This window comes from Gluconobacter frateurii (genome assembly GCF_002723955.1).
GTDB lineage: Bacteria > Pseudomonadota > Alphaproteobacteria > Acetobacterales > Acetobacteraceae > Gluconobacter > Gluconobacter frateurii.
In genome coordinates, this window is sequence record NZ_BEWN01000001.1 from 621,292 (window position 1) to 645,227 (window position 23,936).

Consider the following 23,936-nt stretch of genomic DNA (forward strand, 5'->3'; position numbering starts at 1 on the left):
ACAGGGCAGGTGCAGGCGTGAAACTAGGCTGGCTGTTTGCGCCGTCCATCACGTCCGTGATGTTCGCCCTGCGCACGACGATTGCCTCCCTGCTGGCTCTGGCCATTGCATTGTGGATGGAACTTGGTGAGCCGCAATGGGCCGCCATGACGGTCTGGATTGTCGCGCAGAATTCCCGCGGCGAAAGTATTTCCAAGGGGCGCTGGCGTCTCGTAGGAACCGTCATTGGCATGATTGCCGCCATCGCGTTGATGGGAATGTTTCCACAATATCCATGGCTCTTCCTGCCGGCGCTGGCCATCTGGGTCGGGCTGTGTGCGGGCTTTGCGACGCTGACGCATAATTTTCGTGGCTATGCACTCGTTCTCGCAGGCTATACCTGCACGATTATTGCCCTCGGTGCCGTCAAAGAGCCGGACAATGTGTTCAATATCGCCATGGCACGCGGAACTTACATTTTCCTTGGCGTGATCTGTGAGACGGTCATGGGAATGGTGTTCGTTCCCAATATCGCTGACCGAGCCCGGGAAGAACTGCGAAAGCGCCTGCAGACCATTCTGACGAAGGCCAGCGGGGCCTTACGGGATGTTCTGAACCAGAAAGCGGATGCCACGGATACGCTCTGTGCACTCATGGGATCACTTCAGGCCTCCAGCGACCAGATCGAGTTCTCCCGGATCGAAATTCGCAGTCAGGGCAATGAAGTCGAGCATGCTTATGTGACGCTCGGTCTCGTGGCGCGTGTTCTGTCGCGTGGTCTCGGTCTCAAAACGCGTATGGCGTCCGTGTCTCATATTCCGGAGGCACTTCTTCCATTTCTTCATGATATGGGTGTTGCTCTCGAAGGGCTGCCTGGGCGGCTGGAAAGTGACCGTCGGGGTATCGCCGCCCTTGTTCAGACTGAAGCTCTTCTGGCTGAGTGTCGAGGGCGGATGCAGGCTGTCCTGCCGCGGGACGATGAGGATTCCCTCAATGAGGGCATCATCCTGACAGGTGTGGAGGTCATGATTTCGGACCTCTGTGAAACCCTGCGCTCTTATCGGGCCAGTGTAGATGGCGCGCCAATTTCCGAGCGTCACCGCCTGACCCGAAATACGGACTGGCGCGCGGCTGTTCGAAACGGGGTGCGGACCATGGCTGCGCTTCTTTTTGGCGCGTATGTCTGGGAAGTGACGGCCTGGCCGCAAGGGAGTGTGTTCCTGACGTTTATTGCCGTAGTCTGTGCCCGGTTTGCGACTTTTGAAAATACCGTCCTGCTGAGTGCTGCGTTCTTCTACGGCGCAGTTTTTGCAGCACTTGCCAGCGTCATTCCCGTCTTTGTGGTGATGCCAGTCACGGCCAGTTATGTGTTTTTCTGCCTGACGGTCGGCTTCTTCATGATGCTTGGCGGTCTTGCGACGCGTAACCCGGGTACGGCCGTCATGGCGGCGTCTTACGGGACGTTTTTTCCCTTCCTGCTCGGTATGGACAATCAGGGGCGTATGGATGAGCTGTCCTGGCTCAATACCACAATTGCGCTTCTGCTGGGCCTTGGGGCTGGTGTGGTGATCTTCCGGGCAGTTTTGCCGTTTACGCCACGTCGGGCGGCGGAGGTCCTTCGCTATCAGCTCAAGCGCAGCCTGCGGCGGCTGGCATTGCCGGGTGTTATGATGGACGAATACGTCTGGATCAATGACGGTACACAGAGCATGGAGCGTGCGGTTCGCTTCGCAGGCTCGTTGGAGAGTGACCGTGCGGAAGAAATGCTGCGTGGTACATTGTCTGTCATGACGGTAGGACGAAACGTCCTGATGCTGCGCAAACTGGCCCAACATGGCAGCTTGCCCGACACGGCAGTTGTGGCGGTGGATGGCTTGATCCGCAATCTACTGCGTCGCAAGCTTCCTTTGACCCACACGGCAGCAACCATCGAGCCGACCCTTGCAGAACTCTATGCGCTGGAGCGGGAGTCTCAGGATACGTCCATCCGGCATGATCTTGTTCTGGCGATTGGGTCCCTGCTGATTGTTCAGTCCGAACTGCCAACCAGCAGGGCATTCCTCAGAGCGACGACCTGAAACAGGCCGTTCCGTTCAGGACGCGAGGAACTTTAGCAGATCCTCGTTGACCTGTTCCGCGTGGGTCAGGAACAGGCCGTGCGGGGCGCCATCATATTCCAGAAAAACCGATCCCGGGATCAGGTCTGCGGCGCGACGGCCGGCGATGTCGCCAGGAACTGCGCTGTCGGCCGTACCGTGAATGATGAGGGTTGGAATAGTAAAAGACTGGAGATCACTGCGGAAATCCGTTTTCCCCCAGGCATCCACGCAATCGATGGTCGCCATCGGGCTTGCCATGCTGGCCAGCGTGAAAGACCAGTCGAGCACGCCTTCACTGACCGGATGGTGCAGCATGGTCGTGCCATAAAAACCTGGAAGGAAGCTTTTCAGGAAAGCAAAACGGTCCTGTCGGATTTCCTGTTTGATACCATCAAAGACAGAAATATCGACCCCATCCGGGTTGTCGGCGGTCTTCAGCAGGAACGGAACGATGGAGGCTAGAAGCACAGCCTTCGAAATTCTGGCGCGGCCGTGGCGGCTAAGATAACGGGCAACTTCGCCGCCCCCCATCGAGAAGCCAACAAGGGTTGCGTCCCACAGATCGAGTTGCTCCAGAATGACAGCCAGATCATCTGCAAGAACGTCGTAGTTGTAGCAGTTGATGGGATGACCCGAGAGGCCGAAACCACGACGGTCATAGGTAATGACTCGATAGCCAGCCTCGACAAGTGCGAGAGTCTGTTTTTCCCACATGTCGCCGGTCAGCGGCCAGCCGTGGATAAGAACAACCGGGCGTCCGGCGCCCATATCCTTTACGTGGAGACTGGTTCCGTCAGTAGCAGTAATGTACGGCATGGGTGCTGCTCCTCATATGATCTGGCTGGATGATACCAGCTGCATCCTGAAGAGCAGAACCCCGCTGTGTCAGATTGGTTGCGTCTTACCAGCCGTTGCCGCGAGGGGCCGTCCAGCCATTGCCGCTTGCATCGCCAAGCTGACCGGACTGGGTGTTGTTGCTGCCCTGATAGGCCGAGCCGAACTTGGAAAGGTTGGCACCTGTCACGCTGTCACGCTCGACGCCTGCTTCATGATCCGGGTCGGGGCCATGCTCGAATTCGGTGCTCGGGGCATCCTGATACCCTGGCGGAAGAGAGCGGTGACCACGGGCACGAAAATGCTCGCCGCCATTTGCTTTCTGCTGTGTGGAAGGAGTCTGCGACTGGGTGCTGTTCTGCTGGGGGGCGGCGTCGTAAGGCTGACCGAACGTCGCGGTCTGAGCCTGAGCTACCCCGCCCAGCAGGGCGGTCGCCAGCAGCGCGTGGCAGAAAAAGCGGGAAGAGGGCAGCATGGAGTCTGGTCCTGAACCAATCATGGAAATCAACGGCCCCATCACCATATGGGAAGCAGAACCGCATACTCTCTTTTATAATCGGCCCGGTTGGGCTGCGGTTCAAGAGTTCTTTTCCCGGATTGGGGACGGGGGAAATGATATGGAGGATCTCTTTGCAGGACTGCGGTGTCGGACCGACCTTGCTGAAGGGGCGGTGCTCCTTCCTGGTTTTGCCGAATTCTGGGCTGGTCAACTGGTAGCAACTATTCAACGCCTCTCGCTCGAGGCGCCCTTTCGGGTCATGAAAACGCCAGGAGGGCGCTCCATGTCTGTTGCGACAACCAGTTGTGGAGACTGTGGCTGGTATACGGATGAGAAGGGATACCGGTATGTGCGTGCAGATCCTTTAACCGGGAAGCAATGGCCAAAAATGCCAGATATGTTTTTCGAGTTGGCCAGTGCCGCAGCGAAAGAGGCTGGATACCCGGATTTTTCTCCTTCTTCGTGCCTGATCAATCGCTATGAGCCTGGAGCAAAGATGGGACTACATCAGGACCGGGATGAGGATGATCAGGCGTCTCCCATCGTTTCGGTTTCTTTGGGTGTTCCAGCCCGGTTTGCGTTTGGGGGCCTGTTAAAGACGGATGCGGTGCAACGTCATGATCTCTTTCACGGAGATGTCGTAGTCTGGGGGGGTATTTCCCGGCTGGCTTGGCATGGAGTTTCGCCCGTGCGTGAAACATTCCATCCGCAGACAGGTGCCATGCGTTACAATCTGACTTTTCGCGCTATCAACGCGGCGCTTTTTCAGCCATAAACAGCGCCCCGCAATTTTGTTCACTTCCCGACCCCTGGAGGGCATTCAATGCACCCCTCGACCAAGACCCAGACGTCCGACAACACGATGTCATGGTCTCCTGCAAGCTGGCGTTCCCGTCCGATCGTCCAGGCTCCGTCTTATGAAGACGAAGCTGCGCTTGCCGCTGTCGAGGCGCGTCTGCATCGATATCCACCACTGGTTTTTGCGGGTGAAGCCCGGCGTCTGAAAACGCGTCTGGCCGCAGCCTCCCGTGGAGAGGCTTTTGTGCTTCAGGGCGGCGCTTGTGCGGAAAGCTTTGACGAATTCACGGCGGATATCGTCCGCGATACATTCCGCGTGCTGCTTCAGATGGCCGTGGTTCTGACATTCGCCGCCAAGGTTCCTGTCGTGAAGATTGGCCGTATGGCGGGTCAGTACGCCAAGCCACGCTCGTCCAATACGGAAACGATCGATGGTCTGACGCTGCCATGCTATCGCGGTGACATCATCAATGGTCCGGAATTCACTGCGGCGGCGCGTATTCCTGATCCGGCACGGATGGAGACGGGGTATTTCCAGTCTGCTGGTGTGATGAACCTGCTGCGCGCTTTCGCAAACGGCGGTTATGCGAACCTGCATCAGGTCCATAGCTGGAACCTTGGCTTTGTTGAGCGTTCCCCGCTGGCAGCCCGCTATCGGGATCTGGCTCATCGCATTGATGAGACGCTGTCTTTCATGCGCGCCTGTGGTTTTGACGCGGCTGCGTCCCAGATTGATGAGACAGAGTTCTATACCTCTCACGAAGCGCTTCTGCTGCCATACGAGCAGGCTCTAACCCGCATCGACAGCACCAGTGGTGACTACTACGACTGCTCGGCGCACTTCCTGTGGATCGGGGATCGCACCCGTCAGCCGGATGGCGCGCATGTGGAGTTCCTGCGCGGCGTTCAGAACCCGATCGGGATCAAGGTTGGCCCGACGACGACGGTTGAGGATCTTGAAAAGCTGCTCGAAATCCTGAACCCGAATGACGAGGCCGGTCGCATCACGCTGATCTCGCGGATGGGTAAGGACAAGGTGCGCGAGCATCTGCCGCCCCTCCTGGATGCCGTCATCAAGACGGGCCGCACGGTCACATGGCTGTGTGACCCCATGCATGGCAACACGACCACGACGTCCAGCAAGGTCAAGACGCGCTCCTTCGAGAGCATCCTTGGTGAGGTCCTTGGCTTCTTCGATGTTTTCGAGGCTGCAGGCCGTCGTCCGGGTGGTATTCACCTTGAAATGACGGGTCAGGACGTCACCGAATGCATCGGTGGTGCCCAGTGTCTGACGGAGGCCGACCTGGGTGATCGGTATGAAACATTCTGTGATCCGCGCCTAAATGCAGAACAGTCGCTTGAAATGGCGTTCCTTCTTGCTCATGAACTGACAGGACGACGAGCAGGAAAGCAGGAATGAACTCTTCCGTTTCTCAACGTGCACTAAACCAGTCCAGCGGTGTCCTTGGCCCGCTGGATCGGAAAACAATCGAATCCCGGACGGACGCCTATTTCGCGCGTACCCGACAGATTGTCGAACATTTCGGGGACTCACGGGTTACCTACGCGGTGTTCATAAGGCGGCCTGTGATTGCAGCCTGTGGCATTGCCGTCACCTGGCTTCGCAATGTCGCCAAAGAGCAGGGCTTCGATCTTCACATCCGCGAGGTGTACGACGAGGGACAGTGGGTCGGGGCAGGTGAGCCTCTGCTGTACCTGACCGGCCCCTTCAGCTGTCTTGCTCCGCTGGAAACGCTGTTGCTTCAGCGTCTCGGGGCCAGTTGTGTGGCGGCACATAATGCCTATCAGATGGCCATGGCGCTTCCTGATGTCTCGTTTCTGGCCATGGAAGCACGGCATTGTGCCGGTTTCGAAATGCAGGAACAGATGGGTTATGCCGCGGCCGTTGGGTCTCAGGCCGCCCAGAAGGAAGGTGCTCGTGGTTTCATTGGCAATGCCAATGATGCGACGGCGGGTTTCTTCGGGCAGGATCATGGGCTTGGTACCATGCCGCATGCCCTGATTGGCTATGCAGGTTCTACCCTGCGCGCTGCCGAAATGTATGTGGATGTTTATCCAAATGATCCGCTGACAATTCTGGTGGACTATTTCGGGCAGGAAGTGACAGACGCTCTGGAAGTCTGTCATCGTTTTCCTGAAAAAGCCGCCGCAGGGCAGTTAAGTGTCCGCCTTGATACGCATGGCGGTCGCTTCCTCGAAGGGTTGGACCCGCAGTCTTCCTATGCCGTGCTGGAACGCTATACGCCCGGTACGATCCGCCGTTATCGCTCGGACGCGGAACTGCGTGATCTTGTTGGGACGGGTGTTTCTGCGGCTGCCATCTGGCGGATGCGGGAAGCCTTGGACGAAGCCGGTTTTCCGAAAGTGAAAATCACGGTCTCTTCGGGCTTCAATGCTTCCAAATGCACTACGATGCGGGATGCCCATGCCCCGATTGACGTGGTTGGAAGTGGCTCCTTTATTCCGGATCGCTGGTCCGAGACCTATGCAACAGCGGACATCGTGGCCTATGACGGCACGCTTCGCGTCAAGGTTGGACGTGAATTTCTGCTGAACAAGGCACGAGCCGAACAGGGGGCCTCATGAGCGACGAACCGGAAAACACAGGAACTGAGACTGCAGGGCAGGGCCAGTCCTGGAACGTACGGATCATTGATCTGTCAGGCGCATCCGAGGATGACACCGTCGAGGTCGTGAAAGACTTCATGGATCTGATGCACGCTAATGCTTATGCCCGCGCCTATGTGCGGGACAGCATCGAGCGTTGCCGTGTTCCGGGCGCAACGAGCAAGGAAGTGCTGGAAAGCTGGTTCGCCTTCGGTGAGAACGCCGAGGTTGTGGATGCCGGTGATGACGGCTGGAAGTCCTCCACCGAACTGGAAGATTTTGCCGCCAACCCAGCGACAGACATGGAACGCGACTGGCGTGCCATTGATCCGCGCAGACTGGTAGATGACGGTGAAATTGCCGGGCCTCCTGATGTTGACGATGAAGACGACGATGATGATGATGACGAAGATACTCACGAGGTCATCCGTCACTGAATAGGATTGCCCCTCGTATGGTTGCGAGCGTACGAGGGCAATACGCCCGTTATGAAGGGCAGGTCATAAAAATATCCACATGACTGTGGCTCTGTAATTCTTGCGTTAGATTGGCAAGTCGTGTGGAGGGATATTTTTCCACAAGACATCTCTACCATTTTCGAGGCGCACGGGGTTGGCCTGTTCAACACCTTATCCAGCAAATACCTGGTGCGAAATTTCACTGATCGGCTTGAATATCGGGATGGCTCATGGTCCGATGGCGCCGTCTGTTGGTGTGCAACTGACCTATATAGTGAGTGGGGCTATCAAAGCCTCCGACAGGCTTTGCGGCCACCGCTCATTTACCTGAGCACATAAGGATCCATGGGGCGCTATCCTTCAGTAGAGATCAGCGGTCAACCATGATGAGAACGCTGGTGGCCATTTCAATGCTTTCATGCAAAGCGGCGTGCCCCGTTACCTTCCTCTGCTTCTAACGCAGATCTGGACGTTATCTTTCATATTGAATCGGTAGTTAAAACTATATTCCCAATCAAGTTTTACTCATAACATCGGAGTATCTTGTCAAATCCGAAACGCATTGCTACAGAATATTTCTGATAATTTTTACGATATAGCAGTATTCACACCTCTATTCTGGATTGGATTGAATGATGTCTTCAAAAAATCACATCAAGAATTTTGGGGCCACTGACTCCAGCGTCTCCGAAATAGAAACGCCTCAAGAAGGTATTATGAACTCGCCCCAAAATCTGTTTCCAGGGGAGGAAGCAACGGAAGGGGATACTTCCTCTATTGCTTTTCAAAATGAATCTTTTCTACCGCCAATGCCCACGGCTGTTGCTGCTTTAGCTGGTGCCGATCTGAATTGCGACCTGGATGCTCGTCAAGCTTTTCTTGAAGATGGTGGCTCCACAGTATCTACATGCTTTAGGGTTGCAAATATACTTCATACACATGCACATTTTTCTGAAGCAGCAGCATTTTACCTTCGATCTATGCAGCTCCACTCAGGGAATCCTACGGAATTTCCAAGTGTTTATACACTTTTGCAAGTTCGTTTACTTTGTCTTCTAAAAAGTGGGCAGGATATTGCAGACGAAGAATTAGAACGCCTCCGTAGCTTACATATTCCGTATGCGAACTATATCAGTGGGATCAGGTTAGCCTGGCGTCAAAATAACTTGCGCGGAGCGCTTGAAAAAATCGGTAGTGCGTATGACGAATTTCATACGGGTGAGGAAGCTGATTGGCAAATCCTGCAAATTGCAAAACGAATTGAGCCAAGTTTGTTCACCCCGGACCGTCAAGAAGAAGGGAAAAGAATTCCTTCCGCCCTTTATATGTATTGGGACAATAATCCTCCCCCTGAGATTCAAAATAACTTCGATCTGCATAGCACACTTCCAGGAATGCCATTAAAAATTTTCAATAAAGACGAAGCACAGGAATGGCTTTACGACATTTATGGCGTAGAAGCTCGCAATCTCTTTCTGCAGATGCGTCACCCTGCAGAAGCCGCCGATTTTTTGCGTCTTCATGTGACGCAGACTCTGGGAGGGTGGTGGCTGGATGCTGATTTAAGAGTGTCAGGTTCCGTAGCGTTGAAAAAGATGATCTCTGAGCCTGCTCAGAATGCTTTTTTCCTTACGGATAATGGAATGGTTCACAACGACTTTTATGGAACTGTTCCGAACAGCGAAATTGTGTCAGATGCTTTGCTGTCAGTATATCGAAACTGCTATTTATTCCCGAACCTGTATATAGCGTTCAAAACGGGGCCTGGCCCTCTGACGCGAGCGCTTAATCGTACGGCGCATAAGTCTCTGAATGGGCTTCGGCCAACCCAGACAATCGCAATTTATGACCAGCATGATTTCAAGAAAATTATTGAGGAGTTTGATACGCCCTACAAACATTCCCTGCCCAACTGGCAAAATGTTTGAAAAATACAGTTTTGTTATCACTTGAGCGAGAGTTGCAAAGATCGAAAAAATTGTCTGCTTGAGGGCGTTACGGGCTGGTTCAGCTTTTGGGCACATCAGGGTATCAGAGTAGAATTCTGATGTGCTCCGAAAGCAGGATATTGCCGCTTGTGAAGAACCGAATTCTGGTTAGTGCTTGTCTGCTGGGTCAGCCAGTCCGATATGATGGCAAGGCAAAGACCCTTCTGCATCCGCTGCTTCAGCAATGGCAGGAAGAGGGGCGGTTGGTCGTGGTCTGTCCGGAGCTTGCGGGTGGGATGCCGGTTCCACGTCCGCCAGCCGAAATTGGTGCGCGGCAGGATGGAAGGGACGTTCTCCAGGGTGAAGCGCGCGTGACCGACACGTCAGGCGCGGATGTGACGGACGAATTTGTTGCAGGTGCCCGGATTGCCCTGAACGTCGCGCAAACACAGGGGTGCCGGTTCGCGCTGCTCATGGAAGGCAGCCCGTCCTGTGGAAGTCAGATGATTTATGACGGCAGTTTCAGCGGCCAGAAACATGCCGGAGCAGGCGTGACAGCAGCGCTTTTGCGCCAGAACGGGATTCAGGTTTTCAGTCAGGACGCGATTGAAGACCTCAGAATTGCCCTTCAACGAGCCGGTTAAAGCATATCCTTGCTCTCAGCGGAGCATTTACTACGGATTTGTCATCTTCCTCCCGTTTGACCCGGCGGCAGGGACGTCTAAATTCAGGGTATGAACAGTCAGAATCTTTCCGCGGTCACTGATCCGTCCAATGCCCCGTCTGCTCCCTCCGGCGAGAGCGGGACACCGCCGCGCTGGGATCTGTCCGACCTGTATGCGTCGCTGGACGATCCGGCGATTGAACAGGATTTTGCGGCTCTGACATCGGCCGCCCGCACGTTCAGCGAAACCTGGAAGGGGAAACTGGGGCAGGCTGATGGAGCGGCTCTGGCCTCGGCTTTCGTGGAATATGAGCGGATCGAGGAAGGGCTGGGACGCATCGGCTCCTTCGCCCAGCTTGGCTTTGCCGCCCATACGACGGACCCAACCTGGGGTCGCTTCACGCAGGGCGTGCAGGAGCGCATTACGGATATTTCGGCTGACCTGTTATTTTTCTCGCTGGAACTGAACCGTCTTGAGGATGACGTTCTTGCGAAGATTTCTGCGTCACCGGACATGGCGAAGTGGCAGCCCTTTCTGCGGGATTTGCGCGTTTTCCGTCCGTATCAGCTTTCGGATGAGGTTGAGCAGGTTCTGATGGACAAGTCGGTAACAGGCCGGAATGCCTGGAACCGACTGTTTGATGAAACCATGGCCAGCCTGACCATCACACTTGATGGCGAGACGAAGCCTCTGGGGGCCGCGTTCAACACCCTGACGAGCGCTGAACGCGAAAAGCGTGCTGCGGCTGCTGAGCAGATCAGTGCTGTTCTGGCGGACAATTCCCGTCTTCTGACGATGATCACCAACACGCTCGCCAAGGACAAGGCGATCGGGGACAAGCTCCGTGGTTATCCGCGTCCATCCAGCAGTCGCAACCGTGGCAACATGGTTGAAGACGAAGTTGTCGACGCGCTGGTCAGTGCTGTTGATGAGGCTTATCCGCGTCTGTCTCATCGTTATTACGCGATGAAGGCCAAATGGCTTGGGCTGGAAAAGTTGGAACACTGGGACCGTAATGCGCCTCTGCCGGGCGTGGCTGACACAGTGATTCCTTGGGAGAACGGCAAGGAGATTGTTCTGAACGCCTACACGGGTTTCGATCCGGCGCTTGGGACATTGGTGGACCGCTTCCTGACGCACCCGTGGATTGATGCGGAAGCTGCACCGGGTAAGTCCTCAGGTGCTTTTGCCCATCCAACCGTACCGTCCGTCCATCCCTATATCCTGATGAACTATCATGGTCGCGCCCGCGATGTGATGACGCTGGCTCACGAGCTTGGGCATGGGGTGCATCAGATCCTTGCAGGGCAGAAGCAGGGCTATCTGAACTCCGCGACGCCTCTGACGCTGGCTGAAACGGCGTCTGTGTTTGGTGAGATGCTGACCTTTCAGTCTCTGCTCGATCGTGAAACCGATCCGAAGCGCCGCCGTCATCTTCTGGCGGCGAAAGTGGAGGACATGCTGAACACGGTAGTCCGCCAGATCGCGTTCTATCAGTTTGAAGTGCGCGTGCATGATGAGCGTGCCAAGGGTGAGCTGTCCGCAGAGCAGCTTGGCTCCATCTGGCGCGATGTGCAGGAACGCAGCCTCGGTCCGGCATTCCACTTTACGCCGGATTATGACGCCTATTGGTCCTACATCCCGCACTTCGTGCATTCGCCGTTCTATGTGTATGCCTATGCTTTCGGGGACTGTCTGGTGAACGCGCTGTATGGCGTCTATCAGGACCAGCCTGACGGTTTTGCGGACAAATACCGGACCATGCTCGAAGCCGGTGGAACGCTTCGCCATAAGGAATTGCTGGCGCCGTTCGGTCTTGATGCGACGGATCCGGGTTTCTGGCGTAAAGGACTGGATGTAATCTCGGGTCTGATCGATCAGCTCGAGCAGGAGGGCTGAGGGCACCATGGCGCGCGATCTCGATAATACCGGTTTGATGGGCGAACTTCGCCGGATGGCTCGGACATCTGGTGCAGTCGGCGGCATCGCTGCGCGCCTGGCTGGAAACCGTCTTGGTATCAAGACGGATAAGGGTGTCCACGCGGAAGGCCTGAAGTCTTCTCTGGGTAATCTGAAGGGACCGCTCATGAAGGCGGCCCAGCTTCTTTCCACCATTCCTGGTGCTCTGCCGGACGAATATGCGGAAGAACTGGCTCATCTTCAGGCCAATGCGCCCCCGATGGGCTGGAACTTCGTGCGTCGTCGGATGACGGCGGAACTGGGGGCCGGCTGGGAAAAGAACTTTCGCTCTTTCAGCCATGATGCTGTTGCGGCGGCGTCTCTGGGCCAGGTGCATCGGGCCCGTCTGGTTGATGGACGCGAAGTGGCCTGCAAGCTTCAGTATCCCGACATGCAGGGCGCGGTTGATTCCGATCTGCGGCAGTTCCGTGCGGCGCTGGGCGTATACAAGCGTTTCGAGACGACGATCCGTCAGGACGAGGTTTATACCGAACTGTCTGACCGTCTTCGGGAAGAATTGGATTATCGTCGGGAAGCCAGCCATCTGCGCCTGTATCGCGATATGCTGTCCGAAACCCCGACTGTGACCGTTCCTGCTCCGATTGAAGAACTGTCTACCGGCCGCTTGCTGACCATGGACTGGGTGTCGGGTCGCAGCATGAAGGCGGTGCTGGCGTCTGATGCGACGCAGGAACAGCGGGATGATATGGCGCGGGCGTTGTTCCGGGCCTGGTACACGCCAGTCTATCGCTACGGCGTCATTCACGGCGACCCGCACATGGGCAACTTCACCGTTCGCGATGATTACGGTCTGAACCTGCTCGATTTCGGTGCCGTCCGTATCTTCTCTCCTCGCTTTGTTGAGGGCGTGGTGGATCTGTTTGCGGCTCTGCGGGACAATGACGAGGATCGTGCTTTCCATGCCTACAGCAAATGGGGCTTTGAGGGCCTTTCCCGTGAAACGGCCGCTGTGCTGAACGAATGGGCTCGGTTCTTCTATCGTCCGCTCATGACCGATCGCGTTTGTGCCATGCAGGAAAGCAATGATCCGGCAGAGGCCAAACAGGTTCTGGAACGCGTCTATGAAGGGCTGAAGCGCACGGGGGGCGTAAAACTGCCTCGTGAGTTCGTTTTGATGGACCGGTCAGCCATTGGGCTTGGAAGTGCGTTCCTGCGCCTGGGTGCACGCCTGAACTGGCATCAGATGTTCCAGGAGCTGATCGAGGGCTTTGACGTCAATGTTCTGGCTGAGCGCCAGAAGGAAGCACTGGCCAAGGCCAAGGTTCCACCTGCGATTTCTTCGCTCTAAGAGAAAAAGCGCTTTCCGGAAACGGGAGCGCTTTTTTTATGGAATGAGGATGTCATTTCCCGTTTTGACCCGATCCAGCGCAATCAGGCTGCGATAGCTGGCAACGGAGTCGTTCTGGGCGAAGAGGCGCCGGGTTGTTTCTTCATAAGTGGTCATGTCCTGTGACACGATGACCAGCATGAAACTGACCCCACCTGTCACATAATAGCATTGCTGGACCTCCGGCGCGGCCCGGAAGAGGGCCTTGGCATTATCGACGGTTTGCAACCGTTCGTCTGTCAGCATGACTTCCACGATGGATGTAATGCCCATCTGAACGGCACGGGCATCCACCGTGGCGCTGTTCCGTGTGATGACGCCGGATTTCTCCATCGCGGCGATGCGCCTTTGGACCGCGGCGGCGGATAAATTGACCCTCTCTGCGATCTGTCGCTGAGGCATTTTATTGTCTTTCTGAACGATCCGCAGGATGGCTCGGTCGAACGAGTCCAAAGGCCGAAAAGAAACGCGGGAAGGCGCGGGAGCTTTCTTGTTCATGGAGTGAGTTTTTGTTGCATTTGATCCCCCAATCAAGAGCACAAAACTCGCTGCGCCGATGATATGCCTCTCGCCCCCAGGGGAAAGATCATCGTGAACGTACCGTCGCATAATCCGGATAGATCCAGTCAGGCCACTTTGGGGATCCTGTGTGGTGCAGGGGCGGGGGCATTGTGGGGGCTGGTTTTTCTGGCTCCCGAACTGGTGCGGTCATTTACGCCACTTCAGCTTTCGGTGGGGCGATACCTTGCTTACGGTCTTATCGCCGCAGTCCTGATTGCGCCTCGGTGGAGCCGGGTGTTTTGCGTCATCAGACTTCGGGACTGGAGCGCCCTGTTCTGGCTCTCCCTGTTTGGCAATACGCTCTATTATGTTCTGGTGTCTTCCGCCGTGCTTGCAGGAGGCATTGCCCTGACGTCGCTTGTTCTGGGATTTATGCCCGTTGCCGTCACCATCATTGGAAGTCGGGACAAGGGAGCGGTGCCGCTCAGGTCTTTGCTGCCGTCATTAGGATTATGTGCGGCAGGTGCGGTGTGTATCGGCTGGCAGGCGCTGACCATGCCCTCACCGTCAGGGCAATCAGTGATGGGGTTGGTTTATGCGCTGGCCGCTCTGACGTGCTGGACGACCTATGCCGTGTGGAACAGTCGATGTCTGATGCGCATGCACCATCTTTCGGCACATGACTGGACTCTGCTGACCGGGCTGGTCACGGGAGGGCAGGCCTTGGTTCTGCTGCCAGTTGCTCTTCTGGCGTCTTCTGGAAGCCATTCTCCGTCGGAATGGGGGCGTTTCGCTGGTGTCTCGGCAGGCGTTGCCGTTATTGCCTCTTTGTTTGGGAATGCTCTGTGGAACCGGATGTGCCGTCTTTTGCCGCTGACCATGACGGGCCAGATGATCCTGTTCGAGACGCTTTTTGGTGTGACTTATGGGGTGCTGTGGGAACAAAGAGCGCCCCGTTTTCTCGAAATGGCGGCATTTGCTCTGATGATCGGGAGCGTTCTGTCCTGTGCTGCCGTTCATCGCAGGCAATCCACCCACGAGACCCTTCCAGTCATGGATCTTGCGGCATGATTAATTCTGCTCTCATACTCTGACGGCAGCAGGAGGGTGGCCCGTGTGGATGATCGGGCCAGACAGTCTCAGAAGATTTCCTTGATCAGATCATTGCCGATCCCGAAGCCGGCGCCTGCTTCCACCGAGCGGACAAATCCTGAATTGAGAATGTTGGAAAAGAAGCTGTTTTCAGCGGGTTGGTCCACGGCCTGAACAGGTGGTTGTGCGACGTACGGCTGAGGCGAGACATAGGTATTCTGGCTGTTTGCCGCATTTTCAAGCGCTGCATGAAGCTGTTGAAGCAGGGTTGTGACCTGTTGCTGCTCGGCCTGAAACGAGAGCGCGACTTCCCGCAGGTCCAGTGCCCATTCCCGGGCCTGCATGTCTCCGCTCTGTGCGGCACCTTGCATTTTGGCGCCGAGCGTCTGGAGGGATTGTGCGGATTGTCGGGCCTGTTCCTGAAGCTGGTTGTATGTCTGCTCGATCGTCTGGACGTCCATGATCGGTTTCCCTTCAAAGATACGCGGTCTGAATACGCCCTCTTGACGAGTCCCTCCATCCTTTTCAGCAATAGAAAGACATAAAGATACGCCGCCGGAACGCCTTCCGTGCTGCTGCGCTCTTGTGATGTTCCCGTTTCTTTCCCATCTTGGATCTCATGGCCAAAAAACCCTCCGCACTCCGCAATGCGACCGCAATGCCCATGACGGCATTCATCCCTGAAAAGCAGCCTGCAAAGGCCAAGACGCGGAAGTTCGTGGTCAAAGCGGATTATGAACCGGCTGGCGATCAGCCCACGGCGATCTCCGAACTTGTGCAGGGCGTGGAGAACGGGGATCGCGATCAGGTTCTGCTGGGGGTGACGGGGTCTGGCAAGACGTTCAGCATGGCTAAGGTCATTGAAGCGACGCAGAAGCCGACGCTCATTCTGGCCCCGAACAAGACTCTGGCCGCGCAGCTTTATGGAGAGATGCGGCAGTTTTTCCCCGATAACGCCGTCGAATATTTCGTCTCGTACTACGACTACTACCAGCCGGAAGCCTATGTTCCGCGGTCGGACACGTATATCGAGAAAGACAGTCAGATCAACGAGCAGATCGACCGGATGCGCCATGCGGCCACGCAGGCGCTTCTGGAACGGAATGACGTTATCATCGTCGCATCCGTGTCCTGTATTTACGGTATCGGGTCCGTTGAGACGTACTCGAAAATGGTCGTCCGGCTTGAGGTCGGGGGCGAGATTGATCGCGAGAAGCTCATCAAGGCGCTGGTCGAACTCCAGTATCGTCGAAACGATGCTGGGTTTGAGCGCGGGACGTTTCGTGTGCGCGGGGAGCAGATCGACATCTTCCCGGTTCAGAATGAAGACCGTGCGTGGCGTGTCTCGCTGTTTGGTGATGAGATTGACCAGATCACCGAATTCGATCCGCTGACGGGCAACAAGACGGCGGATCTGGCGGAAATCAGCGTTTACGCAAACTCCCATTACGTCACGCCGCGCCCAACGCTGAATCAGGCCATGATCGGGATCAAGAACGAGCTTCGACAGCGGCTCGCGCAGTTCACCGAAGAAGGAAAGCTGCTGGAAGCCGAACGCTTGTCCCAGCGGACCACGTTTGATCTGGAAATGATCGAGACGACTGGCGCGTGCAAAGGCATCGAGAACTATTCCCGGTATCTGTCTGGCCGTGGTCCCGGCGATCCGCCTCCGACGCTGTTTGAATACCTGCCTGAAGATGCTTTGCTGATCGTGGATGAAAGTCACGTCACGGTTCCGCAGATCGGTGGCATGGAGCGTGGGGATAGAGCCCGGAAATCCGTTCTGTCTGACTACGGGTTCCGTCTGCCGTCCTGCATCGACAACCGGCCATTGGCCTTCGGGGAGTGGAACGCGTTCCGGCCGCAGAGCATCTTTGTGTCTGCTACGCCCGGTCCATGGGAAATGGAACAGACAGGCGGCGTCTTTGCCGAGCAGATCATTCGTCCGACAGGACTGATTGACCCGATCACGATCGTGAAGCCAGTCGAAGGACAGGTGGACGATCTGCTGCATGAAGCTCGGGAGACGATTGCAAAGGGTGGCCGAATTCTCGTTACGACGCTGACCAAGCGGATGGCCGAGGATCTGACCGATTATCTGAGCGAAGCCGGGATCAAGGTCCGGTATCTGCATTCCGATGTGGATACGCTGGAACGGATTGAGATCATCCGTGATCTGCGCCTTGGCGCCTTTGACGTTCTGGTTGGCATTAACCTGCTGCGTGAGGGGCTGGATATTCCAGAATGTGCGCTCGTCGCCATTCTGGATGCGGACAAGGAAGGCTTCCTGCGCTCACGGACGTCGCTGATCCAGACGATCGGTCGTGCTGCCCGTAACGTTGATGGTCGTGTCTTGCTTTACGCAGACAAGATGACGGACAGTCTGACCTTTGCCATTGAGGAAACGGCTCGACGCCGGACACGTCAGATGGAATGGAATAAGGCGCACGGTATTACGCCGATGACGGTTCGTTCCAAGATTGGCGATGCGCTCTCGTCCATCTTTGAGCAGGATTACGTCACTGTTGCGCCGGACGAGGCAGGGGATACCGAGCAGTTTGTCGGGAAATCGTTGCCTGTCACCATTCAGGAACTGGAAAAGCGGATGCGCGAAGCCGCTGCCAATCTGGACTTTGAACAGGCCGCTCGCCTGCGTGATGAAGTACGTCGTCTTGAAGCGATTGATATGGGGCTGGAGCCACCTCCGTTGGCGACGTCTACTGCGGGCCGTCCCGGTGGAAGCAAGAAATCGAAAGGTCCAACACCGCTTGGTCCAGGTGGTGGCGGGTACGATCCGGCCAAACGCAAACGTGGCGGTCGTCGCTGATCGGGGTATATGGGGCGACCCCGGTTGCCCATGACCAACCGCCACTATCAGGATTGCAGACTGTCATGATCGAATTGAGCCGCGGTAAGAGCCGCTTGACCATTCTTCCCGAAACGGGAGGCGCCGTTGGTGTCTGGCAACGGGACGGGAAAGACATTTTTCTGCCAGTACCGAACGAGGCTTTGGCTGCGCAGAAAGGGGAGGCCGTTGGAGCATATCCGCTGATTCCCTATTCCAACCGGATCGCGAACGGGCGTTTTTCATTCGACGGGCAGGATTACGATCTGGCTCCCAACATGGGTGATCATCCTCACACAATTCACGGAAATGCGTGGGAACAGGAATGGACGGTCGCCCACCAGGGCGCAAGCCACGCTGTCCTGACACTGGATCACGTTCCGCAGGACAATGACCGGCAATGGCCCTTCGCTTATCGCGCGGTTCTGTCCTATCTGCTGACTGACGATGTGCTCGATGTTCACATGGTCGTCGAAAACCGGGATACGGTGGAACAGCCTGTCGGGTTTGGCTTTCATCCATTTCTTGCAGCCGAAGGGCCAGCGACGCTTTCATTCGACGCAGAAAAAGTCTGGCTTACATCACCGGACGGGCTTCCTGTTGAAGCAGTCCCCTGCGAAGGCGAATGGTCTTTCCATACCCCCAAAGATGCTCATGCCCGGTTCATTGATAACTGCTTTGCAGGTTTCGAAGGAACGGTCGGGCTTAATCGCCCCGATGCAGGAGTGATGGTCACGGTAGAGGCTGACCCAATCTTCACCCATCTGGTCGTTTTTACGTCGCCTGATGGGCCATTCGTTGCTGTAGAGCCAGTGACGAACATGACAGATGCCATTAATCGAGCTGATATTCCGGGCAGAGGACTGCATATCCTCAAGCCAAAAACGCGAATTGGTGGCCGGATGCGTTTCCGTGTCAGGGGTGTCTGATGTCTGAAAAGACGCCGCTTTCGCATTACCTGTCACCCAAAGGCGCCGCTGTCATGCGGGCGGAACTCAAGGAACTGGCGCAGAAAGAGCGGCCCCGCATTGTTGAAATCGTATCCTGGGCTGCCGGGAACGGGGATCGTTCAGAGAACGCGGACTATCAGTATGGCAAGCGTCGTCTGCGCGAGATTGACCGTCGTTTGCGCTTTCTGGGGAAGCGGCTGGAAAATGCCGTCATCGTCGATCCGGCAGCCCAGGCGACACGGGATCGCGTATTCTTCGGGGCGACTGTGACCTATGTTGATGAAGATGATGCTGAGCACACTGTCACGATTCTGGGTGTGGACGAATCGGATCTGGTGCGGGGAGAAGTCAGCCTCATTTCCCCGATTGCTCGCGCCCTGATGCGTACGCGCGTTGGAGATGTGGCGAACTTGCAGACCCCCCGTGGACCCGTTGAAATCGAAATTCTGAAAATTACTTATCCTGATCCGCAGGGTTGAAGGGGGCGCTTGTGCAATCCGAACCACGTGTAGGGTGTGGCGCTGCCATTCTTGTTGGTGGAAAGCTGCTGCTGATTCGTCGAAAGAGAGAACCAGAAGCCGGATGTTGGGGGTTGCCGGGCGGAAAGGTAGATCTGTTCGAACCCGTCGCCAGGGCTGTTGAGCGCGAGGTGGCGGAAGAACTTGGTGTCACGATCCACGCGGAAACAATGCTCTGTTTAGTAGAGCAATCAGATCAGGTGGCTGGAACGCACTGGATTGCGCCAGTCTATCTGGTCACGGAATTTACCGGGACGCCCGCTCTGATGGAGCCGGAAAAGCATAGCGATTTTGGCTGGTTCCCGCTGGCGGAACTGCCGTCTCCGCTGACCACCCCAACGCTTCAGGCCGTAGCCGTTCTGCAAAAGCGCGAACCCTGACGACCCGCACGGGCACCGGCTTTGAAAAAGCCGTGGTGCCAGCTACAGATAATGTTTCAACATCCCTTCAACCGGAGTTTCCGAAATGTCCCGCTCACTCCGGGTTGCCGTACAGATGGACCCTCTCGAACAGGTCAACATCGATGGCGACTCCACTTTTGCCCTCATGCTTGAAGCGCAGGCGCGTGGACACGAGCTCTGGGTTTATCCTGTTTCCACCCTGAGCCTGACAGAAGGGCAGGGCAAAGGCGGCCGCCTTCAGGCCCGCGCCCGCCGTGTCGAAGTCCGCCGTGTTCGTGGCGATCATGCGACGTTTGGGGAAGAAGAAATTCTTCCGCTGGGCGAGACGGATGTCATCCTGATGCGTCAGGACCCTCCGTTCGATATGGGTTACATCACCGCGACGCACATGCTTGAGCATGTTCATGGGGTCGGTGAGGGGCTGTCTCTGGTGGTGAATGATCCTGTAGCTGTCCGCAATGCGCCGGAAAAGCTGCTGGTCACGCATTTTCCGCATCTGATGCCCCCGACGCTCGTGGCGTGGGACCCACGGGACATTCTGGCCTTCCGCGAGAAGCATCAGGACATCATCGTCAAGCCGCTTTATGGCAATGGTGGCGCAGGGATTTTCCGCATCAAGCCGGATGATGAGAACCTCAAGGCTCTGCTGGAAATGCACTTTGCACGCACCAACGAGCCTCTGATGATCCAGCGCTATGAACCGGCAGTCCGTAAAGGCGACAAGCGTATTATCCTCGTGGATGGGCAGCCGATCGGAGCGATCAACCGCGTTCCGGCAACGGGTGAGGCGCGTTCGAACATGCATGTCGGTGGGCGTGCCGAGCGCGTCGATCTGACGGAGCGTGACAAGGAAATCTGTGAGTCGATCGGTCCATATCTGCGCGACCACGGGCTGATTTTTACCGGGATCGACGTCATCGGAGACTGGCTGACAGAAATCAATGTCACGTCTCCAACCGGGCTTCAGGAATTGGATCGCTTCGAAGGTATCAATAGCGCTGGTCTGATCTGGGACGCCATTGAGCGGCGTTACCCCTCCTGATCATGGCAGGCAGGCGGTTGAGTGAATAAAAACTGGCCCCTGCCACGGTTCTTTTTATCTAGGTGATTCAGGATATTTGATTGGTTCAGGTGGCTCCTGGGCCTCCGGTGGTTTGTCTTTTCCATAGCGGTTTTCAAACCAAGCCTTGATATCGTTACGAAAATAAAGGCCATAGAGCGCTACCCAGATAGCAATACAGAGCAGGATAAGAAGAAAATTCAGCATCTGTTGTGTCCTGAATAGTGAAAATACGGGGGACTCAGTCATCATCCGCAACCCGTGTCTTGCCAGATGCATATCTGGAAGGGCAAGAAGGAGCCAACTGAACCACGTTTCCGGACATGCTCTCCAGTTTTGAAGGAGAGCGGACACAGAAGGTCGCATAGAATATGTCTTCAACCCTCTCCCCGCGTTCTGCACTGGATGCGGAGGCCGTCAAAGCGGCCTATCGTCGATGGGCCCGCGTTTACGATACTGTTTTTGGTGGTATCTCTGGCTATGGACGGAAGAGGGCTGTTGAAGCGGTAAATGCTCTTCCTGGCGAGCGTGTACTTGAAGTCGGTGTTGGAACGGGACTCGCCCTGCCATCCTATAATCCGGATAAACGGATTACGGGCATCGACCTGTCAGAAGACATGCTGGATCGCGCACGCCAGCGTGTTCTTCAGGACCGTCTCACGAATGTAGACGACCTTCTCGAAATGGATGCAGAAGCAACCACTTTCGAAGACGACAGCTTCGATATCGCCGTCGCCATGTTTGTTGCGTCCGTGGTTCCACACCCCGACCGCCTGCTTGCTGAACTCAAGCGCGTTGTTCGTCCGGGCGGACACATCCTGTTCGTAAACCACTTTCTTGCAACGGGCGGTCTGCGCCTGACGGTCGAACGCGGTATGGCCCGGGCATCCCGTTCCCTGGGCTGGCACCCGGACTTCGCAATCGAGTCCCTCCTGCCACCAGAAGATCTGAAACGCGCAACTCTGACGCCTGTTCCGCCTGCAGGGTTGTTTACACTCGTGACATTGCCGCAATGCGAGAGTAAAAGCGACGCCGCAGCCCTGGTCGCCTGATCGGCGTATGGCTCCGGTACTGGCCGGCGCCGAGTATTCCGACGCTCGCTGCGGTATTCCTTGGCAGGGACCGACTACGCGATCATGACTTATCAGGCCTTCGACTCTACTCCCGCTCTTTCCAACAGACGGATCGGGACATCCTTCATTCTGCTGGCACTGTTTGCCGGCCTCCTGGGTGGGTCGTTGGCTTTGCCGTTTCTTCAGACACATCCGACCGCGGGACTCGCGTTCTGCCACGGTATTCTGATGGCATTTTTCGTCATCTGTCCCGCTGCGCTTGGCGGGTTTGGCCAGTGGCTGCTTCCCGCTGAACTGGGGGCGGACAGAACAACGCTTCCTGCTTTCAGTCTGGCGGGTTTCTGCTTCCTGTCTTCTGGTGTTGTCCTGCTTCCGGTGCAGCCTATCATTGCTCTTGCGCTCTGGGCCGTTGGTGTTCTGGCGCTCGCAATTGATATCATTACGACCTTTCTGGAAGGCCGGACCCAGCGCTTCCGCACCCTGTCTCCGTTGGCCTGGTCCATGCTTGCCACGGCTTCGGGCGTGACGATTGTTGCGCCAGCGCTCGCTGCGGTCGTTACCCAGATGATGGTTAACGGAGCACCTGCCAGCGCGGCGCAAGGCCTGATAGGGATGCTCCATCTTCCTGAGACGGCATTGATGCTGACGCCTGCGCTGGGGCTGGTCTGTCATCTTCTGATGCCTCGCCAAGGTGCGAAAAGCCTGTCTGGTCGGGTTGCACCTTATGCCTTTGGCTGCATGGCGGTGCTGGGGCCACTTTGCTGGATGGATGGCCTGTTTGGCGGAATGCCAACCGTTGTTCAGAACAGTCTTGTCTCTCTGACGCAGCTTGTTCCGTCGCTTGTGCTTGTTGCTGCGCTGTGCGGGGATGTCTGGAAGCAGCGGCGCGCTCTCGACGGCACCACGCTCTGGGCCCTGGGAAGCATCGTTCTTTTTTCTGCAGGCTGGGTTGCTGAGTTTATGCCTGGACATGCCACCGATCATACGGCTGCTGCATTTGGTGGTGTGATGGCTCTCTGTGGCGGGTTCTATGCCTGGGTGATACGCCTTCTGCCAGACCACATTCCTGCGCCTCTGAGCAGGATGCATGCAGTCCTGACATTTGTTGGTGCCCTCTGCTCCCTGACGCCGGCTCTCATGCCGGTTGGAGAAGGGCTGATGGGGCTTAGCCTGCTGACATTTGGTCTTTTAGGCCTTTTCCTGATCAGGGAGACCGGGCGTGCCCGGGCCAGAGCATGAGCGAGACAACTCCTCTAGCCCCGTCGGGGCTTTTTTCCGTTCTGGGCGCTGACGGCGACTCTTCCCTCAAGGACTGGCTCGCTCTGCTGAAGCCCCGCGTCATTTCTCTGGTGGTCTTTACGGGCGCGGCTGGCATGGCCGTTGCACCGCGCTGGCCTTCCATCCCCATCGGGATCATTACCATCCTGTGCATCTGTATCGGGGCAGGTGCCGCTGGTGCGATCAACATGTGGTATGATCGAGATATTGATGCCATCATGAAGCGGACGAATGTTCGTCCTATTCCGGATGGGCGGATGCCCGCTGATAGCGCATTGATCTATGGCGTGGCCTTGTCAGTGCTATCGGTGCTGGTGCTTTGGCTCGCAACGAACGCTCTCGCCGCGGGTATTCTGGCGTTCTCGATCTTTTTCTACAGCGTCATCTACACGATGTGGCTCAAGCGAAGCACGCCTCAGAATATTGTTATTGGTGGTGCTGCTGGCGCATTCCCGCCAATGATTGGCTGGGCCGCGACGATGAATTCCATGGCTGTTCTGCCTGTTGCGATGTTCGCTATCGTGTTTCTCTGGACGCCCCCGCATTTCTGGTCCCTGTCGCTGTATGCCTGCAAAGACTACGACAAGGCCGGTATTCCCATGCTGCCAGTCGTCAAGGGTGCACGGCATACGCGCTGGCAGATCCTGCTCTACACGTTCATTCTGACGGCTGTGTCGCTGGTTCCGTCTTTCGTGCATGAGTGTGGGCTGTTCTACACCATCACGACCAGCCTGCTCGATCTTGGGTTTATTCTTTGCGCGGTCCGTGTGCTGATGGATCAGCAGGACGCTCAGGGCGTTAGTCTGACGAAAGACAAGCCAGCACGCTTCGCGTTTCGTTATTCGCTGGCGTATCTGTTTTTTCTGTTCTGTGGATTGTTGGTGGATCGGGTACTGCTGTCATGAAAACAACAACTGATCTCACCGTAAAGCGGCGTCAAAGCCGGATCGTGGGCATTGCAGGAGGGGTGATCACCCTCGCTGCAATCTTCTATGTGATTACTCTGATCCGCTTCTGAAAATC

The 23,936-nt window shown here is 56.3% G+C and carries 23 protein-coding genes; 18 read left to right on the forward strand and 5 right to left on the reverse strand.

Going from position 1 to position 23,936, the window contains the following annotated elements; all coding sequences use genetic code 11:
- Positions 1-17: 17 nt before the first annotated feature.
- Positions 18-2,057, forward strand: a complete 2,040-nt coding sequence (locus GFR01_RS02895) for an FUSC family protein (protein ID WP_063904104.1) — start codon at positions 18-20, stop codon at positions 2,055-2,057.
- Between the two features lie 15 nt (positions 2,058-2,072).
- Here GFR01_RS02895 and GFR01_RS02900 read toward each other — a convergent pair whose 3' ends face one another.
- Together GFR01_RS02900 and GFR01_RS02905 are read right to left on the reverse strand one after the other, a co-directional pair.
- Positions 2,073-2,894 carry an alpha/beta fold hydrolase gene (locus GFR01_RS02900; protein ID WP_063904103.1) on the reverse strand — a complete coding sequence of 274 codons (822 nt, stop codon included), beginning with the start codon at positions 2,892-2,894 and terminating at the stop codon, positions 2,073-2,075.
- 85 nt (positions 2,895-2,979) lie between these two features.
- Entirely contained in the window at positions 2,980-3,435 is a 456-nt protein-coding gene (locus tag GFR01_RS02905; protein WP_063904102.1) for a hypothetical protein, read from the reverse strand.
- Positions 3,436-3,529: 94 nt separating this feature from the next.
- On the opposite strand from GFR01_RS02905, the gene alkB reads away from it, so the two are divergent.
- The 8 genes from alkB (at position 3,530) to GFR01_RS02945 (ending at position 13,156) form a co-directional block, all read left to right on the forward strand.
- Positions 3,530-4,186: a DNA oxidative demethylase AlkB gene (gene alkB, locus GFR01_RS02910; RefSeq protein ID WP_099181599.1), complete on the forward strand. Its 657-nt coding sequence runs from the start codon at positions 3,530-3,532 to the stop codon at positions 4,184-4,186.
- Between the two features lie 48 nt (positions 4,187-4,234).
- The gene (locus GFR01_RS02915; RefSeq protein ID WP_063904100.1) at positions 4,235-5,629 is read left to right on the forward strand and encodes a class II 3-deoxy-7-phosphoheptulonate synthase; all 1,395 of its coding nucleotides are present in this window, start codon (positions 4,235-4,237) and stop codon (positions 5,627-5,629) included.
- Positions 5,626-6,816, forward strand: coding sequence for a nicotinate phosphoribosyltransferase (locus tag GFR01_RS02920; RefSeq protein ID WP_099181200.1), 1,191 nt, complete (start codon positions 5,626-5,628; stop codon positions 6,814-6,816). Before GFR01_RS02915 ends, GFR01_RS02920 begins: the two co-directional genes overlap by 4 nt.
- The gene (locus tag GFR01_RS02925; RefSeq protein ID WP_063904098.1) at positions 6,813-7,274 is read left to right on the forward strand and encodes a hypothetical protein; all 462 of its coding nucleotides are present in this window, start codon (positions 6,813-6,815) and stop codon (positions 7,272-7,274) included. Before GFR01_RS02920 ends, GFR01_RS02925 begins: the two co-directional genes overlap by 4 nt.
- Positions 7,275-7,927: 653 nt before the next feature.
- Positions 7,928-9,223, forward strand: a complete 1,296-nt coding sequence (locus GFR01_RS02930) for a glycosyltransferase family 32 protein (protein WP_099181201.1) — start codon at positions 7,928-7,930, stop codon at positions 9,221-9,223.
- 149 nt (positions 9,224-9,372) lie between these two features.
- Positions 9,373-9,867 carry a DUF523 domain-containing protein gene (locus tag GFR01_RS02935; RefSeq protein ID WP_218016647.1) on the forward strand — a complete coding sequence of 165 codons (495 nt, stop codon included), beginning with the start codon at positions 9,373-9,375 and terminating at the stop codon, positions 9,865-9,867.
- Between the two features lie 90 nt (positions 9,868-9,957).
- Positions 9,958-11,787, forward strand: a complete 1,830-nt coding sequence (locus GFR01_RS02940) for a M3 family oligoendopeptidase (RefSeq protein ID WP_099181202.1) — start codon at positions 9,958-9,960, stop codon at positions 11,785-11,787.
- 7 nt (positions 11,788-11,794) lie between these two features.
- The gene (locus GFR01_RS02945) at positions 11,795-13,156 is read left to right on the forward strand and encodes an ABC1 kinase family protein (RefSeq protein WP_099181203.1); all 1,362 of its coding nucleotides are present in this window, start codon (positions 11,795-11,797) and stop codon (positions 13,154-13,156) included.
- Between the two features lie 36 nt (positions 13,157-13,192).
- Here the strand turns inward: GFR01_RS02945 and GFR01_RS02950 are convergent, their stop codons facing one another.
- On the reverse strand, positions 13,193-13,693 hold the full coding sequence (locus GFR01_RS02950) for an Lrp/AsnC family transcriptional regulator (RefSeq protein WP_099181204.1): 501 nt from the start codon (positions 13,691-13,693) through the stop codon (positions 13,193-13,195).
- A 93-nt stretch (positions 13,694-13,786) separates the two neighbouring features.
- Between GFR01_RS02950 and GFR01_RS02955 the strand changes: the two genes are divergently transcribed.
- Entirely contained in the window at positions 13,787-14,767 is a 981-nt protein-coding gene (locus tag GFR01_RS02955) for a DMT family transporter (RefSeq protein ID WP_099181601.1), read from the forward strand.
- Positions 14,768-14,835: 68 nt separating this feature from the next.
- On the opposite strand, the gene GFR01_RS02960 is transcribed toward GFR01_RS02955, so the two are convergent.
- Positions 14,836-15,249 carry a hypothetical protein gene (locus GFR01_RS02960; protein ID WP_099181205.1) on the reverse strand — a complete coding sequence of 138 codons (414 nt, stop codon included), beginning with the start codon at positions 15,247-15,249 and terminating at the stop codon, positions 14,836-14,838.
- A 158-nt stretch (positions 15,250-15,407) separates the two neighbouring features.
- Here GFR01_RS02960 and uvrB point away from each other — a divergent pair, with 158 nt between their 5' ends.
- The 5 genes from uvrB (at position 15,408) to gshB (ending at position 20,544) form a co-directional block, all read left to right on the forward strand.
- Complete coding sequence (gene uvrB / locus GFR01_RS02965; protein WP_099181206.1) at positions 15,408-17,615, forward strand: excinuclease ABC subunit UvrB; 2,208 nt, start codon at positions 15,408-15,410, stop codon at positions 17,613-17,615.
- 65 nt (positions 17,616-17,680) lie between these two features.
- Positions 17,681-18,562, forward strand: a complete 882-nt coding sequence (locus tag GFR01_RS02970) for an aldose 1-epimerase (protein ID WP_099181207.1) — start codon at positions 17,681-17,683, stop codon at positions 18,560-18,562.
- On the forward strand, positions 18,562-19,062 hold the full coding sequence (gene greB / locus GFR01_RS02975; RefSeq protein ID WP_099181208.1) for a transcription elongation factor GreB: 501 nt from the start codon (positions 18,562-18,564) through the stop codon (positions 19,060-19,062). Before GFR01_RS02970 ends, greB begins: the two co-directional genes overlap by 1 nt.
- A gap of 11 nt (positions 19,063-19,073) precedes the next feature.
- Positions 19,074-19,481, forward strand: a complete 408-nt coding sequence (locus GFR01_RS02980) for an NUDIX hydrolase (RefSeq protein WP_099181602.1) — start codon at positions 19,074-19,076, stop codon at positions 19,479-19,481.
- Positions 19,482-19,566: 85 nt separating this feature from the next.
- A complete protein-coding gene (gshB, locus tag GFR01_RS02985; RefSeq protein WP_063904089.1) occupies positions 19,567-20,544 on the forward strand; it encodes a glutathione synthase in 978 nt (325 codons plus the stop codon).
- Positions 20,545-20,598: 54 nt separating this feature from the next.
- Here gshB and GFR01_RS15670 read toward each other — a convergent pair whose 3' ends face one another.
- The gene (locus GFR01_RS15670; protein WP_167384189.1) at positions 20,599-20,769 is read right to left on the reverse strand and encodes a hypothetical protein; all 171 of its coding nucleotides are present in this window, start codon (positions 20,767-20,769) and stop codon (positions 20,599-20,601) included.
- A gap of 164 nt (positions 20,770-20,933) precedes the next feature.
- Here GFR01_RS15670 and GFR01_RS02990 point away from each other — a divergent pair, with 164 nt between their 5' ends.
- The 3 genes from GFR01_RS02990 to GFR01_RS03000 all read left to right on the forward strand — a co-directional run bounded on the left by GFR01_RS02990 (position 20,934) and on the right by GFR01_RS03000 (position 23,818).
- Positions 20,934-21,614, forward strand: a complete 681-nt coding sequence (locus GFR01_RS02990) for a class I SAM-dependent methyltransferase (RefSeq protein WP_007282411.1) — start codon at positions 20,934-20,936, stop codon at positions 21,612-21,614.
- 84 nt (positions 21,615-21,698) lie between these two features.
- Positions 21,699-22,874 carry a cbb3-type cytochrome c oxidase subunit I gene (locus GFR01_RS02995; RefSeq protein WP_099181209.1) on the forward strand — a complete coding sequence of 392 codons (1,176 nt, stop codon included), beginning with the start codon at positions 21,699-21,701 and terminating at the stop codon, positions 22,872-22,874.
- Positions 22,871-23,818, forward strand: a complete 948-nt coding sequence (locus GFR01_RS03000; RefSeq protein WP_099181210.1) for a heme o synthase — start codon at positions 22,871-22,873, stop codon at positions 23,816-23,818. Before GFR01_RS02995 ends, GFR01_RS03000 begins: the two co-directional genes overlap by 4 nt.
- Positions 23,819-23,936: the final 118 nt, after the last annotated feature.